11 protein-coding genes and 1 tRNA gene are annotated in these 14,429 nt (G+C 65.1%); 4 read left to right on the plus strand and 8 right to left on the minus strand.

The annotated features are described in order from the left end of the window. Positions 1-10: 10 nt before the first annotated feature. From RT662_RS13940 to RT662_RS13960, 5 genes are all read right to left on the minus strand, one after another. Positions 11-997, minus strand: a complete 987-nt coding sequence (locus tag RT662_RS13940; RefSeq protein WP_313671296.1) for a HupE/UreJ family protein — start codon at positions 995-997, stop codon at positions 11-13. Continuing rightward, on the minus strand, positions 994-1,842 hold the full coding sequence (locus RT662_RS13945; RefSeq protein ID WP_313671297.1) for a peptidylprolyl isomerase: 849 nt from the start codon (positions 1,840-1,842) through the stop codon (positions 994-996). Before RT662_RS13945 ends, RT662_RS13940 begins: the two co-directional genes overlap by 4 nt. 9 nt (positions 1,843-1,851) lie before the next feature. After that, positions 1,852-3,753, minus strand: coding sequence for a DUF3604 domain-containing protein (locus RT662_RS13950; protein ID WP_313671299.1), 1,902 nt, complete (start codon positions 3,751-3,753; stop codon positions 1,852-1,854). A 111-nt stretch (positions 3,754-3,864) separates the two neighbouring features. Beyond that, positions 3,865-5,733 carry a S9 family peptidase gene (locus RT662_RS13955; RefSeq protein ID WP_313671300.1) on the minus strand — a complete coding sequence of 623 codons (1,869 nt, stop codon included), beginning with the start codon at positions 5,731-5,733 and terminating at the stop codon, positions 3,865-3,867. A 29-nt stretch (positions 5,734-5,762) separates the two neighbouring features. After that, complete coding sequence (locus tag RT662_RS13960) at positions 5,763-6,071, minus strand: hypothetical protein (protein ID WP_313671301.1); 309 nt, start codon at positions 6,069-6,071, stop codon at positions 5,763-5,765. A 77-nt stretch (positions 6,072-6,148) separates the two neighbouring features. Here RT662_RS13960 and dgcA point away from each other — a divergent pair, with 77 nt between their 5' ends. Together dgcA and RT662_RS13970 are read left to right on the plus strand one after the other, a co-directional pair. Next, positions 6,149-7,141 carry an N-acetyl-D-Glu racemase DgcA gene (dgcA, locus tag RT662_RS13965; RefSeq protein WP_313671302.1) on the plus strand — a complete coding sequence of 331 codons (993 nt, stop codon included), beginning with the start codon at positions 6,149-6,151 and terminating at the stop codon, positions 7,139-7,141. A gap of 42 nt (positions 7,142-7,183) precedes the next feature. Next, complete coding sequence (locus RT662_RS13970) at positions 7,184-9,946, plus strand: [protein-PII] uridylyltransferase (protein WP_313671303.1); 2,763 nt, start codon at positions 7,184-7,186, stop codon at positions 9,944-9,946. 82 nt (positions 9,947-10,028) lie between these two features. Here RT662_RS13970 and RT662_RS13975 read toward each other — a convergent pair whose 3' ends face one another. Continuing rightward, on the minus strand, positions 10,029-10,307 hold the full coding sequence (locus RT662_RS13975; protein ID WP_313671304.1) for a hypothetical protein: 279 nt from the start codon (positions 10,305-10,307) through the stop codon (positions 10,029-10,031). A 277-nt stretch (positions 10,308-10,584) separates the two neighbouring features. Next, complete coding sequence (locus RT662_RS13980) at positions 10,585-10,773, minus strand: hypothetical protein (RefSeq protein ID WP_313671305.1); 189 nt, start codon at positions 10,771-10,773, stop codon at positions 10,585-10,587. A 123-nt stretch (positions 10,774-10,896) separates the two neighbouring features. On the opposite strand from RT662_RS13980, the gene scpA reads away from it, so the two are divergent. Continuing rightward, positions 10,897-13,035: a methylmalonyl-CoA mutase gene (gene scpA / locus RT662_RS13985; RefSeq protein ID WP_313671306.1), complete on the plus strand. Its 2,139-nt coding sequence runs from the start codon at positions 10,897-10,899 to the stop codon at positions 13,033-13,035. Positions 13,036-13,241: 206 nt separating this feature from the next. Here the strand turns inward: scpA and RT662_RS13990 are convergent. Further along, a tRNA-Gly gene (locus tag RT662_RS13990) sits at positions 13,242-13,315 on the minus strand. A gap of 423 nt (positions 13,316-13,738) precedes the next feature. Here RT662_RS13990 and RT662_RS13995 point away from each other — a divergent pair. After that, on the plus strand, positions 13,739-14,429 hold a 691-nt coding region (locus tag RT662_RS13995), incomplete at its 3' end, for a hypothetical protein (RefSeq protein ID WP_313671307.1).

The raw sequence follows: 14,429 nt of genomic DNA on the forward strand, positions 1-14,429 counted from the left end.
CGCCTGACGCTCAGGCCCAGAGCCGTTCGATGAACCAGAAGCTGGCGATGCTGCCGATGGTGTAGGCGCTGGCGATCAGGGCCGTGCGTTGGGCGGCAGGGGCGAGGCGACGCAGCAGCGCCAGGGCCGCCAGCACGGCTGCGATGATCAGCATCTGGCCGGCTTCCACGCCCAGGTTGAAGGTCAGCAGCGCCACCGGCACATCGCTTTCGGGCAGGCCGATCTCGCGCAGGGCGCCGGCAAAGCCGAAGCCGTGCAGCAGGCCGAACAGGAAGGCGACCAGCCAGGGCAGGCGTTCCGACAGGCGCAGAGCCTGCTTGGGGCTTCCCGGCTGCGCCTTCACGACCTCCACGGCGAGGAAGATGATGGAGAGCGCAATCACCGCTACCACCGGTGCCTGTGGCAGGCCGAACAGGCCGAGCGTCGTGCCGGCCAGCGTGAGCGAATGGGCGATGGTGAAAGCCGTGGCCGCGGCCACCACCGGCCAACCGCGCTGCAGCAGCAGCACCAGCGCGACGACGAACAGCAGGTGATCGAACCCGCCGATGATATGTTCGACGCCAATCCCGAAATAGGTGCGCGCCACCTGCCAGCCATCAGGCACGGCGGCAACGATGGTGGTGTCCTGGCCGGGCAGCAGCCGCGCCGTCTGCACGGGCCGGCCCAGCGGCGCGATGCGCAGCAGCGTGTCGGTGGCGCCGGGCTCCAGCCCGGATAGGCCGACAGTCGCGCCGTCGAGGGGCTTGCTGCACGTCGCGCGTCCGGCCGCCACCAGCGCGCCGACTGACAGGTTGGGCCGGTCCATCGTCACCCGGCAGAAGGGCGGCAGCAGCGGCGCGGCGCTGGTCGCCAGCCCGCCCAGCACGGGGGCTTTCCAGATGATCTTCCACTGCTGCTCGTTCTGTTGGGTCAGTTCCAGATAGCCGGGGCGCAGTTCGTCGGCGTGCGCCGGAACGGCCAGCAGCATCAGCAGCAACAGGCGCAGGAGAGCGATCATGATGCCGGTTCTGTGGGCCGCTTGATCGTCACGTCATAGCCGTCGAGCAGCGCCTGCAGATGCGCGTCCTGCGCCTTGCGCACGGCTGTGCTGCGCCAGTCATTTTCCAGCCGCTGGCGCACATCTGCGAGGCGCGGCGGCGGTGCGGGCAGGCGCTGTTCGATCCGCACCAGATGCAGGCCAAAGCCGGAGACGACCGGGCCACTCCATGTGCCGAGGGGCAGGGCGGCCAGCGCAGCGGCGAACTCATCGCCCAGCCCAGCGGCCAGATCGGTCTGGCTGGCCTTGTCGAACCGGGCGGCCAGCGGCAGCGCTGCCGCCGCGATAACGGGCCGTGCGCCGGGCCTCAGCCCTTGCAGGCCGGCGGTCGCGGCTGCCCGCACGGTAGGCGTGTCGTCGCCCAGATAGATGTGCTCAAGGCTGTAGCGCGGCGAAGCGGCATAGCGGGCCGGGTCCTTGTCGAGCAGCGCCTGCAGTTCGGCATCGCTGGGCCGCGCGGCTTCGGCGTCGGCGCCGGCGATCGCCAGCATCTTGTTGCGCAGCCGCTTCTTCACCACCTCGTCGTCGGCATCGATGCCCAGCCGCAATGCCTCGCGGTAATAGACTTCGCCGCGGACATGATCGCGGATCAGTTCGTCCAGTTCCGGCGCGGTGGGCGGCCGGCGAAAGGCGCGGACATGGTGGTTGACGAGGGCAGCCACCACCGGTTCATCCACCACGATGCGCCGTTCGCCCACATCGGGCGCGCGCCCCGCCATCGCGACAAACAGCACGGCGCCCGCCACCAGAAAATGCACCAGAGGCTCGCGCAGCAACGCCGCCGCGCGGGCTTGCCAAGCCGTCATGCCGGTTCCTCAGTTCTTGCCCGAATTCTGACTGGGCGTGTACCAGATCGGCGACGTGTAGGCGCGTTCCTGCGATTTCACCCGCACTTCCGGCGGCAGTTTCAGCTTGTATTTGACCGCATCATAGGCCGGCCAGCTGGGCGTGGGGATTTCCAGCACGCGCAGATAATAGAAGCTGCTCACCTTGGGATCGAACGCCGGATCGGTCCAGACTGTCGTGAGCGACGCCGCCCCGATGCTGTTCTTGTAGGTGGCGGTGGCGACATCGACCGTATCACCCACCGCCGGCAGCTTGCCGCCAACCGGCTTGCGATCACCGCTCCACGCCACATCGAACAGCTGTTCGTGGGTCTTGCCCTGGCTGTCGATCCAGCCCTTCACCACCTGCACGCGATCCAGATTGGCTCCTTCCGGGTCCTTCAGGGCCGAAATCACCAAGCGTGGCGCGCCTTTGCCCGGCTTCAACTCTCCCCCCATGGGCACACCCCGCGCGTAGCCGGCGCGCACCCAATCGCCCTTCAGATCATCGGGGGTGAAATCCCAGCCGCCGAACACCCGCACCGTCATGCGCGGGCCGGTGCTGGCATAAACTTCGCGCCGGGTCATCGCATCGAAGATGGCAGCGCGGGTATTCGCCTTTGCCCACACGGCGGCATAGCCACTGGCCAGATAATGCCAGCCGAAACGGCCCTTGCGGGTGCCCAGATTCTGCGGCGCCATGGCCCGGGCCGCGCTTGGTTCGGTGCCGCTGTGCTTGCCGAAGAACTGGTCTTCATCGGCGGTGGCCAGCGCAGTGTGGCTGTCGGTCGAACCGATCAGGCCGAACTTGTAGGGGTTCACGCCCGTCTGCGCTTGCAGGGCCAGGCCGCGCTTCAGTGCTTCGCGCACATATTCGCCGGCATACATCGCCGGCACCTTGGGCTGGTTGGAGAGGAGATTGTTCAACTCCCACCCGGCGACGCCATAACCGGAAAATTCATCGTTGGGCGACAGGAAGGGGTGGGCTTCGCTGTCGCCCTTGATCTGGGTGATCTCCACCACCGGCTCCAGCCGGGCGCGGCGCCGGGCATAGTCCGCGGTCATCGGGCCGCCGCCGGGCTGGGTGAGTTCGAACATCAAGCCGTTGGAGAGGTTCGAATTGTGCGGGATGGCCAGCACGCGGCCGCCGGTCGATTTCTCATAGGCGTCCATGTAGTTCCAGATTTCGTCTGGCGTCGCCTTGTAGGTGGGATCGATCGGCACCACCGTGCGCACCCTGTCCTCGCCGTCGCGGAAGATGATGTTGCGGTGCAGATTGTTGCCACCCTGCATCAACGTATATTCAAAGCCGTGGAAGGCGGTGAACTTGCCGGGCTCGTTGTAGCGCTCGACGGCATCCACATTGGCGTTCCACACTTCTTTTGTGCGTTTTGCGGCGCCATCGGCGTTGAGCATGGCTTCGGGCACCGCATTGCGGCCGCGCGCATCCAATATTTCGGCCATGGCGCGCTGCGAACCAGCCGGGCCTTCGTTCATCATGTCGTGCCAACGCCGCATGGTGGCATCGCGGATCAACAGGCGCGGCGAATCGGCAAGTGCCTTGGTACCGCCCAGCGCCTCGGCGTGATCGGTCACCACCAGGAAATCGAGCGGACGTGACAGTTTCGCCTTCATGCCGGTGGTGGCGGTCACTTCCTCGCCGCGGGCAAAGCGCAGCGCATCTTCGGGGTCGAGCCGCACACCGAAACCGAAGGCATCAACCGAATTGGCGGTGTGCAGATGGGTATCGCCCCACAGCGGCCGTTCCGGAAATTCGCCTTCCTTCACGGAGGCGTCACTCTTGGCGGTCTGTTTGGGCTTGAGCGCGTCGCAGCCCGCCAGCATTGCGCTGCTTCCCAGCAACAAAGCCGCCATCATCATCGTGCGCCGCATTACATGCTCCCCTGTTGGCCGATTGCGGCCCTTTGCCGGCAAAATGCCACGGCGGGAAGGGCGGTCAATGCTTTTGGCAGTCTGCCTGTCCATACACACAGCAGGCTGGGCTCAGGGCTTCAGATGCTCGGCGAAGAACCCGACGATCTCGGTGGTGGAGCGCACCCGGTTGACGGTCTTGCGCCAGCCATGACCTTCATCGGGAAACAGCGTGTATTTCACCGGCACGCCGCGCGCCTTCATGGTTGCCACGATCTGTTCAGCCTCGATCAGCGGCACATTGGTGTCGTTGGCGCCGTGCAGCACAAACAAGGGCGTCTTCACCCGATCCAGCTTGTGAATGGGGGATAGCGATTTCAGCATTTCGCCCTGGGTGGCCGGATCGCCATATTCGGTGGTGGAAATCGCCGCCATCCACGGTTCGCTCTGCTTGAAGAAGGTCTCGAAATTGACCACGCCGAACAGATTGGCACCGGCGGCAAACATGTCGGGAAATTCGGTGGTGCCGGCCATCACCATATAGCCGCCATAGCTGCCGCCCATGATGCCCAGCCGTTTGGGATCGGCGATGCCCATCGCCACCAGCGCATCGGTGGTGGCCTTGATGTCGCGCACGCCCTCCACGCGCTTGGCGCCGTCGTCCATTGCCATGAAGGCTTTGCCGAATCCGGACGAGCCGCGCACGTTGGGCGCGAACACCGCGATGCCCGCCGCGGCCAGCGCCTGCGCATCGGGGCTGAGCGTCGGGCGGGCCTGGCCCTCGGGGCCGCCGTGATAGTTGAACACCAGCGGCAGCGGGCCAGTGGCGCCCTTGGGCCGGTAGAGCCAGCCCGACAGCGGCACGCCATCAGGGGCGGCATAGCGGATAAGTTCCGGCCGCACGAGGCTGGCCAGATCAACACCGTCGTGGGCGCTCTCGGTCAGTCGGGTGATGGTGCCCTTAGCCACGTCGACGCGGTAAATGTCGGTGGTGCGGTCGGCGCCGCTGCCCACCATCAGCAGGCTGCCCCCGTCGTTGCTGAACTCGCCCAGCCCCGCCAGATCGAATGGCAGCGTCGGGCCGGCGCGCAACTGGCTGGTGGCCGTATCATACCAGGCCAGTTCCGACCGACCGCCCACATTCCACAGCAGGGCCAGCGTGCGGCCATCACGGCTCAGCGCAATGTCTTCGGCCACCGCGTCGGCGCGCTCGGCGAAATAGGTGATGGGACCGGGCGTGCCGTCAGCAGCCAGCGCGATGCGGCCAAAAGCGTGGCGATCGCGGCCCACGTTGGAGTCCACGAACAGCGTCTTGCCATCGGCCGACAGTTTGCCGCCGCCAGATTCGGCCTTGCCGTCGTGCGGGGTGAGCAAGATTTCGCGGCCGCGCGCGGAATCAGCCAGCACCAGATTCACATCACCGCGCCCGCGCAGCCGGGACAAGATGGCCCGCGGCCCGCGCACATCGGTGACGCTGTTCAGGCCCTGGTTGCTGGCCAGCATCGTCCAGGTGCCGGTGGCCACATCGATCAGCGCCGGATCGCGGGCGGCGGGGTTGAGGCGGTTGCTGTTGACCATCAGCGCCCGGCCATCGTGCGTCCAGCCACTCAGGCCATTGTTGGCCTTGCCGCCATCGGTGAGCTGCCTTGCGTCGCTGCCATCGGGGCGCATCACCCAGATCTGTTCGTTGAGGCCGCCGCCCGGCGCCACCACATAGGCAAGCATGTCGGCCACGGGTGACCAGATCACCCGCGAGACCGGGTCGGCCAGGCTGGTGACCTGGCGGGCGCTGCCATCGCCGAGCGATTTCACCCAGATCTGCGGGCTGCCGCTGGCGTTGGACAGATAGGCGAGGCGCTGGCCATCAGGTGACAGGCTGGGCGAGGCGGCGCTGTTGATCCGGCTGAAGGCGGCCACCCGGCTGGCCACATCGGCGGGCTGGGCCAGCACCGGCACGGAAATCACCATGGCTGCAGCCATTGCCCAGATGCGCGTCGTCATTGCAGTTGCTCCAAGGCTGGCCGGCGCGGTCAGGCGGCCGGATTGTCTTTCACGTGGCGTTCCAGATCGTCGAAGAAACGCTCCAGATTGTGCAGCACCATCATCTTGAATTCGTAATTCACGTCGGGGCTGGCGCTTTCGATGATCGGGCTTTCATCCACCTTTTCGGCATAGGCCTTGTGAATGGTCTGCACATAGTCGGGATCGAGCTTGATCTCGCCCATCTTGTCGAGGATGCGCAGCTGCACGATCATGATCTGGCGTACCAGCATCTCCAGGGCGGTGATGCGCGACACGGTGGCGACCGCATCCAGTTCGACTGATTCCTCATCGCTCATGTCCAACAGCATGACGTGAAACCGGCCGCACGCAAAGCCTGTTGCGGCCAGTCGCGGCTTGGGGCAGGGCAGGCGCCATGGCCCGCCTGCTTGTCGCCCGCATCGAACGCTTTCCCGTGCAAGGCAGCTTCACCATTTCGCGCGGGGCGAAAACCCATGTTGATGTGGTGGTGGCGGAAGTGTCGGATGGCCCGCACACCGGCCGCGGCGAGGGCACGGCCATCTATTACAAGGGCGATTCGGCGGAATTGGCACTGGCGGCGCTGACGGACAGTGCCGGCGCGGTGGCGGCGGGTGCCGGCCGTGCCGATCTGCTGGCGCTGCTGCCCGCTGGTGCCGCGCGCAATGCGCTCGATTGTGCGCTCTGGGATCTGGAAGCCAAACAGTCTGGCCGCCGCGTCTGGCAAACGCTCGGCCTGCCGGTGCCGCAGCCGATGCTCACCGCTTTCACCATCAGCCTCGCTGATCCGGCCACGATGGCGGCAGCGGCAAGCGCGGTGCGTGGCCGCGAATTGTTGAAGGTGAAGCTGGGCGGCGACGGCGGGCCAGCGGCGGACGTGGAGCGCATGGCCGCCGTCCACCGCGCCGCGCCCGATGCCCGGCTGATCGTGGATGCCAATGAAGCCTGGGGCGGCACCGATATCGAACGCACGCTTCGCCAGCTGGCGCCGCTGGGCGTGGAGCTGGTCGAACAGCCTGTGCCCGCCGGCCGCGATGCCGAGCTGGACGGGCTCACCTGCGTCGTGCCGCTGGCTGCCGATGAAAGCTGCCACGACCGATCCAGCCTTGATGCCATCATTGGCCGCTACGCCTTCATCAACATCAAGCTCGACAAGGCCGGCGGCCTGACCGAGGCGCTGGCGCTGCGCCATGCGGCCGCCACGCGCGGGCTGGGGGTGATGACGGGGTGCATGCTGTGCACCAGCCTCGCCATCGCGCCGGCGTTCATGGTCGCCATGCAGGGCAGCTACGCCGATCTGGATGGGCCACTGCTGATCGAGGACCGCCCGCATGGCCTGCGATTCGAAGGCAGCGACGTGTATCCGCCGGATGCCATGTTGTGGGGATGAGGCCATGGCCTTTGCACGGCGCAGGGCTTATGCTGCACTGCAATGTTGAGGGTTGATGCCATCCACAACCGCCGCGCGATCATCGATCGCCGGGCTCTGGCCGATGGCTTGGCCAGCGGGCTGGCCCGCTGCGAGAATTTTGCCGATCGCCGCCGCCTGCTCGCCGATACGCTGCGCGGCGCGTTGCTTGCTGGCCGTGCCGAGATCGCCGAACGGCTGGAAGCGCACCCCGGCCGCGGCCTGGAAATGGCCACCGCCCAAAGCTTCCTGACTGATCAGCTGCTGCGCCTTGCCTGCGATACGGTGGTGGCCAGCCTCTATCCGCTGGCCAATCCCACTCAATCCGAACGCCTGGCGCTGGCGGCGGTGGGCGGTTACGGCCGGGGACAGATGGCGCCGTTTTCCGATGTGGACATCGTGTTCATCACGCCGTGGAAGCAGACGCCGTGGGGCGAACAGGTCATCGAAACCCTGCTCTACCTGCTGTGGGATCTGGGCCTGAAGGTGGGCAATGCCACCCGCAGCCTGGATGACGTGATCCGCATCGCCCGTTCCGACATGACGGTGCGCACTGCCTTTCTGGAAGCCCGCTTCGTCTGGGGTGATCAGCCGCTGTTCGACGAAGCCAATGCCCGGTTCCGCAAGGAAGTTGTGGCCGGCACCGCCCGCGCCTTCGTGGCCGAAAAGCTGGCCGAGCGCGAAGCCCGTCACCAGCGCATGGGTGACAGTCGTTACGTGGTCGAACCCAATCTGAAGGAAGGCAAGGGCGGCCTGCGCGATCTGCACGCCCTGTTCTGGATCGGCAAATATCTGCACCAGGTGCACAGCGTCGCCGAACTGGTGGACAAGGGCCTGCTCACGGCAGACGAATTGCGCCAGTTCCGCCGCGCCGAAAGCTTCCTGTGGTCGGTGCGCATCATGCTGCACCACATCACCGGCCGCGCCGAGGAACGCCTCACCTTCGATGTGCAGCGCGAACTCGCCGCCCGCCTGGCCTATGCCAATCGTGACAGCATGAGCGCGGTGGAACGCTTCATGCGCCATTATTTCCTGATGGCGAAATCGGTGGGCGACTTGACGGGCCTGTTCCTCGCCCACCTTGATGAATCGACCGCCCGGCTGGCCTGGCTGCCCACACTCACCCGCCGGCCGACCCGGCTGAAAGGCTTCACCTTGCGGCGCGGCCAGATCGGCGTGCCCAATGATGAATTCTTCACGGCAGATCCGGTGCGGCTGCTGGAAATCTTCGCGCTGGCCGACAGCCAGGGGCTGGCCATTCACCCGCTCGCCATGCGCGCCGCCGCCCGCGATGCCCAACTGATCGACGAACGGGTGCGGCGCGACAAGACCGCCAACGGCTTGTTCCTGCAGGTTCTCACCTCCCCGCGCGATCCCGAAACCGTGCTCAGGTGGATGAACGAAGCCGGCGTCTTTGGCCGTTTCGTGCCGGATTTCGGCCGCGTCGTGGCGCAGATGCAGTACGACATGTACCACCATTACACGGTGGACGAGCACACGATCCGCGCCATCGGCCTGCTGGCCCGGATCGAGCGTGGCGAGCTGAAATCCGATCACAGCCTGTCGAGCGCCATCATCCACCAGCTCATCAACCGTCGCGTGCTGCATGTGGCCGTGCTGCTGCACGATATCGCCAAGGGGCGCGGCGGCGATCACAGCCTGCTGGGCGCCGATATTGCGCGCCGTCTGTGCCCGCGGCTGGGTCTGAGCAAGGAAGAAACCGAAACCGTGGCCTGGCTGGTGGAATTTCACCTGCTGATGAGCCGCACCGCCTTCAAGCGTGACCTTTCCGATTTCAAGACCATCCTCGATTTTGCCGAAGCCGTTGCCAGCCCGGAACGGCTGCGCCTGTTGCTCATCCTGACCGTGGTTGATATCCGCGCCGTCGGCCCCGGCGTGTGGAACGGCTGGAAAGCGCAATTGCTGCGTGAACTGTATGATTCGGCGGAAGAAGTGCTGCGTCTGGGCCACAAGCAGACCGGTCGCACCGAACGCATCGCCGCCAAACAGGCCGGCCTTCGTGATGCGCTCGGCTGGCCCGAACAGCGTTTCGCCACCTATGCCCGCCGCTTTGCCGATTCTTATTGGGTGGCCGAAGCGTCCGACGTGCTCACCGCCAACGCCGCGCTGGTTGAAGGCGCCGGCGATGCCCCGCTGGCGATTTCCTGCACGCCCGATCCGGCGCGCGGCACCACGCTGGTCGCCATCTATGCCACCGATCACCCCGGCCTGTTCTACCGCATCGCTGGCGCCATTTCCCTTGCCGGCGGCAACATCTTCGATGCCCGCATCCACACCACCCGCGACGGCATGGCGATCGACAATTTCGTCGTGCTCGATCCGCTGGGCCGGCCGTTCGTTGAACCGGCACAATTGGGCCGGCTGAAGCGCAACATCGAAGATGTGTTGTCAGGCCGCATTCGCCTGGCCGACAAGCTCGCCGCCCGGCCGCTGGCCCGCCGCAAGGCCGAACTGTTCCGGGTGGAACCGCGTGTGCTGATCGATAACAAGGCCAGCAACCGTTACACGGTGATCGAGGTCAATGCCTCTGACCGGCCGGCCCTGCTCTATGCGCTGACCAACGGCCTGTTCCAGCAGAAGCTGACCATTCACAGCGCCCACATCGCCACCTATGGCGAAAAGGCTACCGACACCTTCTACGTCACCGATCTGACCGGCGCCAAGATCGACAATCCGGTGCGGCTGAAGGCCATCGAAAAGCGCCTGCTGGCGATTGCGGCGACCGCCAGCCCCAAGGTGGAAATGCTGGCCGAGGCGGCGGAATAGCGGCGAAGGTCAGGACCCATTAATCCCATACCCCCGGCCTTCTGCGGGTCGTGCCGGGACATGGGATTAATGGGTCCTGACCCTATGGGCGACCCTGCCGGGTGCAGCGGTCTGCGACCAGGATCATGGTGACGCCGCCGATCACACCGCCCAGCAGATAGATCAGGCTCAAGGTTGGGTCGAAGCGTTCGCCCGCCAACGCCAGTGCGAAGCCGCGTGACAGGCCTGCGGGAATGAAGCCGATCGTCGTCAGCACCGCCGCCACGCCAACAACGCCGCCACCCAGCAGGCGGGCGGCCGGTGGGCGGCGCAGCAACCGGTTTAAGCCTAACAAGCCTGCCAACAGCAGGCTGCCGATCATCAGTTTGACGGCGGGGCCAACATCGTCGGCAACTTGCCAGCTGTTGCCAGGAAGATGGCTGAAACCGGTGCCGTTCACTGCGACCGGTGCCGAAAGACCAAGAAAGGCGATCCACAGGCTGGGCAGGAAAACGGACGTCGCCCACCCGGCGATCCATGCAGTGAGCCAGCACCGAAAATTCATCTGCACCTCCGCAGCCAATAGACTGGCTATCCGTACGAAAGTCGATGAAATACTGTGGTTTTGCCAGTTCCGGCCTCGAAGGCGGCGGCGCGATTCAGTATTTTCCGGGCGCGCTCGTTGCTCCGTCCATCAGGCCGCCGGGCACGCCGAGATAGACGAAGATCATGGCCGCCACTCCCAGCAGTAGCGAAATCGCCAGCACATAACGCACCTTGTTGCCGGTCACGCCGCCGCGCGCCTTCACGGTGGAGATGACTTCGGGTTTGGTTGGTTCAATGGCCATGAAGAAATCAACGCCGCAGCAGCGGATTGGTTCCCGATCGTCCCCCTGCGACCACATCGCAGTTCCTCCAGCTTGCCAGCCGCGCTGCGCCTTGCTTAAGCGGATGGCAAGCCGGAGAGTGACATGACCAAGCCAACCGTGAACGATTGGGCCGCGATGGCCGCCAAGGAAGTGAAGGGGCAGTCGCTGGACTGGCACACCCCTGAGGGCTTCACCGTCAAGCCGCTCTACACGCAAGAAGACACAGCGGGCTGGGAGCCGGGGCTGCCCGGCTTCGCGCCGTACACGCGCGGCGTGCGCGCTTCCATGTATGCGGGCCGGCCATGGACGGTGCGCCAATACGCCGGTTTCTCGACGGCGGAGGAATCCAACGCCTTCTATCGCCGCAACCTGGCGGCCGGGCAGAAGGGGCTTTCGGTCGCGTTCGATCTGGCCACCCACCGCGGCTATGATTCGGATCACCCGCGCGTGTCGGGCGATGTCGGCAAGGCCGGCGTCGCCATCGACAGCGTGGAGGACATGAAGATCCTGTTCGACGGCATCCCGCTCGATCAGATGTCGGTTTCGATGACGATGAACGGCGCCGTGATCCCGTGCCTGGCCTTCTTCATCGTGGCGGCCGAGGAATCCGGCGTCCCTCAGGCGAAACTGGATGGCACCATCCAGAACGACATTCTGAAGGAGTTCATGGTCCGCAACACCTATATCTATCCGCCGGAACCTTCGATGCGGATCGTGGCTGACATCATCAGCCACACGGCGCGCAACATGCCGAAATTCAACAGCATTTCGATTTCCGGCTATCACATGCACGAAGCCGGGGCGACGGCGCTGCAGGAACTGGCCTACACTCTGGCCGATGGGATGGAATATGTGCGCGCGGCGCAAGCCCAGGGTCTGGATGTCGATGAATTTGCCGGGCGGCTGAGCTTCTTCTTCGCCATCGGCATGAACTTCTTCATGGAAGTGGCCAAGCTGCGCGCCGCCCGCACCTTGTGGGCGCGCATCATGACCAATTTCGGCGCCAAGGATCCGCGCAGCCTGATGCTGCGCACCCATTGCCAAACGTCGGGCGTGTCGCTGCAGGAGCAGGACCCGTACAACAACGTCATCCGCACCACGGTGGAGGCGCTGGCCGCTGCGCTGGGCGGCACGCAAAGCCTGCACACCAATGCGCTGGATGAAGCCATCGCGCTCCCCACCGATTTTTCCGCCCGCATCGCCCGCAACACCCAGATTGTGCTGCAGGAAGAAACCGGCATCACCAAGGTCGTCGATCCGCTGGGCGGCAGCTATTATGTCGAAGCGCTCACCAAGCAACTGGTGGACGGTGCCCAGGCCATCATCGACGAGGTCGAATCGCTGGGCGGCATGACCAAGGCGGTCGCCAGCGGCCTGCCCAAGCTCAACATCGAAGCCGCTGCCGCTGCCAAGCAGGCCGGCATCGACATGGGCGAGACGGTCATCGTCGGCGTCAACAAGTACAAGCCGGGCAGCGTGGACGAAGTGCCGGTGCTGGACGTGGATAACGTGGCCGTGCGCGCCAGCCAGATCACGCGCATCGAAGCGGTGAAGGCGGCGCGCGATCCTGATCGGGCCGAAACGGCGTTGAATGCCCTGCGCGAAGGCGCGCGCGGCAGCGAAAATCTGCTGGCGCTGGCCATCGAGTGCGCCCGTGCCCGCTGCACCCTGGGCGAAATCAGCGCGGCCATGGAAGATGTGTTCGGCCGCCATGCTGCCGTCGTGAAGATGGTCAAGGGCGTTTATGCCGATGCCTACAAGGCCGATCCTGCCTATGTGCGCGTGGCCGAGGGCGTGGAGGCGTTCGAGCGCCGCACCGGGCGCAAGCCGCGGGTGCTGATCGTGAAAATGGGCCAGGACGGGCATGATCGCGGCGCCAAGGTGGTCGGCACGGCGCTGGCCGATCTTGGCTTTGATGCGACCGTCGGGCCCTTGTTCCAGACGCCCGAGGAAGCCCGCGAACTGGCGTTGCAGCTGGATGTTGATCTGGTCGCCTCTTCATCACTGGCGGCGGGCCACAAGACCCTGGTGCCGGCGCTCATCAACGAGCTGAAGCAAGCCGGGCGCCCCGATATCAAGGTGATCGCCGGCGGGGTGATCCCGGCCCAGGATTATGACTTCCTGAAATCGGTGGGCACGGTGGCGATCTTCGGGCCGGGGACGAATATCGTCGAGGCGGCGGCCGAACTGCTGCGGCTGCTGGGGCATAATCTGCCGCCGTTGGGTGAAGCTGCGGAGTAAGGGGCAGCTGGCGGCGGAGCCGCCGGTTCTGCCTTGAGGCAGGAAACAAGAAGGACGGGTGTGGCGGAGCCACAATGCCCGCCCCGGACTTGATCTGGCATCGAACGAGCCACGAAAAAGGCGGCCTGAGGGCCGCCTTTTTTGGTCGCCGGGCCGATCTTGCCGGAGCCGGCAAATAGCTGCGCTATTTTCACGCCCGGCGGCGATGGAGCGGGTAGCGGGAATCGAACCCGCGCGTTCAGCTTGGGAAGCTGACAGGCTACCATTACATCATACCCGCATTCCAACGGGTTGAACCCGCCGGCGCTCACTGGCTTGCCCCCCCGTTTAAAGCGGTGAGGCCAGCGAGGCGAACGCCGATTGCCACCACCACCGCTGCATCGTCAACATAAAGCGTGCTTGTGGGGCCACCTCGGCTCGCATTCACCCTATCGGGCGGACGATTTCGCGGCTGCTGAGTGTGGCGCCCACCTGTTGCAAAAAGGCTGATTTGCCTGTTCAATTGCCTTGATCCGCTGAATGAATGGCCAAGCAAGGGGTGCAATCGTGATCGATCATGCACAGAAGTTGGCCGTTTCGCATTTCTGATCACGATGCCGATCGACTGGCCGTCCGGATCGTGGCGGTGCATCTCCAAGTGTGACGAGGCGTTGAAGCATTGCCTGGCCCGCATCCAGACGGGCGGCAGGAAAGGCCGGTTCAGATGAAGACGCCAGGCATCTATATCGCCGAGAACAGCGCGTTTCCGCCGTCTGTCGTGCCGGTGGAAACGGCGGTGCCGGCCTTTGTCGGCTATACCGAGAAGGCCGATTTCAAGGGCAAGGCGCTGAAGAACATCCCGTTCAAGCTCACGTCCATGATCGAGTTTGAAATGGTGTTTGGTGGGCCTTCGGTGCCGCATTTCACGCTGATGGGGCCGGGCACACAGCCGCCCGTGCCTGGCGCGGGGCCGCAACGCGCATGGCCGGTGAAGCTGAGCACCGGGGATTTCCGCGTTGTTCGTTCCGATCCGCAGAACAGGCAGTATCTGCTGTCGCATGCCATGCGGATGTTCTTCGATAACGGCGGCGGGCCGTGCTGGATCGTATCGGTGGGCAATTACGAAGACGTCATCGCTCTGGGCGACGCGCAGTCGGGCCTGAAGGGTGGCATCGAGGCGTTGAAAGACGCGCCGGAGCCAACCCTGTTGGTGATCCCGGATGCAGTCAGGCTGGATCAGGATGGCTGCATCGCGGTGCAGCGGGCCATGCTGCGGCATTGCGGCGATGACATGAAAAGCCGCTTTGCCATCCTTGATATCCATAACGGCGATCAGGCGCTGCAGCCCGATGATCCGGTGGCGAAATTCCGCAGCAGCCTTGGGGAAGCCAATCCGGGTTTTGGGGCTGCCTACT

The organism is Sandarakinorhabdus sp. (genome assembly GCF_032115815.1).
Classification (GTDB): domain Bacteria; phylum Pseudomonadota; class Alphaproteobacteria; order Sphingomonadales; family Sphingomonadaceae; genus Sandarakinorhabdus.

What these genes read in the sequence shown, in the direction of transcription:
- RT662_RS13970 (WP_313671303.1), top strand. Translation starts at nt 7,184, where the DNA reads ATGTTGAGGGTTGATGCCATCCACAACCGCCGCGCGATCATCGATCGC.
- RT662_RS13945 (WP_313671297.1), bottom strand. Translation starts at nt 1,842, where the DNA reads ATGACGGCTTGGCAAGCCCGCGCGGCGGCGTTGCTGCGCGAGCCTCTG.
- RT662_RS13960 (WP_313671301.1), bottom strand. Translation starts at nt 6,071, where the DNA reads ATGAGCGATGAGGAATCAGTCGAACTGGATGCGGTCGCCACCGTGTCG.
- RT662_RS13955 (WP_313671300.1), bottom strand. Translation starts at nt 5,733, where the DNA reads ATGACGACGCGCATCTGGGCAATGGCTGCAGCCATGGTGATTTCCGTG.
- RT662_RS13950 (WP_313671299.1), bottom strand. Translation starts at nt 3,753, where the DNA reads ATGCGGCGCACGATGATGATGGCGGCTTTGTTGCTGGGAAGCAGCGCA.
- RT662_RS13980 (WP_313671305.1), bottom strand. Translation starts at nt 10,773, where the DNA reads ATGGCCATTGAACCAACCAAACCCGAAGTCATCTCCACCGTGAAGGCG.
- RT662_RS13975 (WP_313671304.1), bottom strand. Translation starts at nt 10,307, where the DNA reads ATGATCGGCAGCCTGCTGTTGGCAGGCTTGTTAGGCTTAAACCGGTTG.
- scpA (WP_313671306.1), top strand. Translation starts at nt 10,897, where the DNA reads ATGACCAAGCCAACCGTGAACGATTGGGCCGCGATGGCCGCCAAGGAA.
- RT662_RS13940 (WP_313671296.1), bottom strand. Translation starts at nt 997, where the DNA reads ATGATCGCTCTCCTGCGCCTGTTGCTGCTGATGCTGCTGGCCGTTCCG.
- dgcA (WP_313671302.1), top strand. Translation starts at nt 6,149, where the DNA reads ATGGCCCGCCTGCTTGTCGCCCGCATCGAACGCTTTCCCGTGCAAGGC.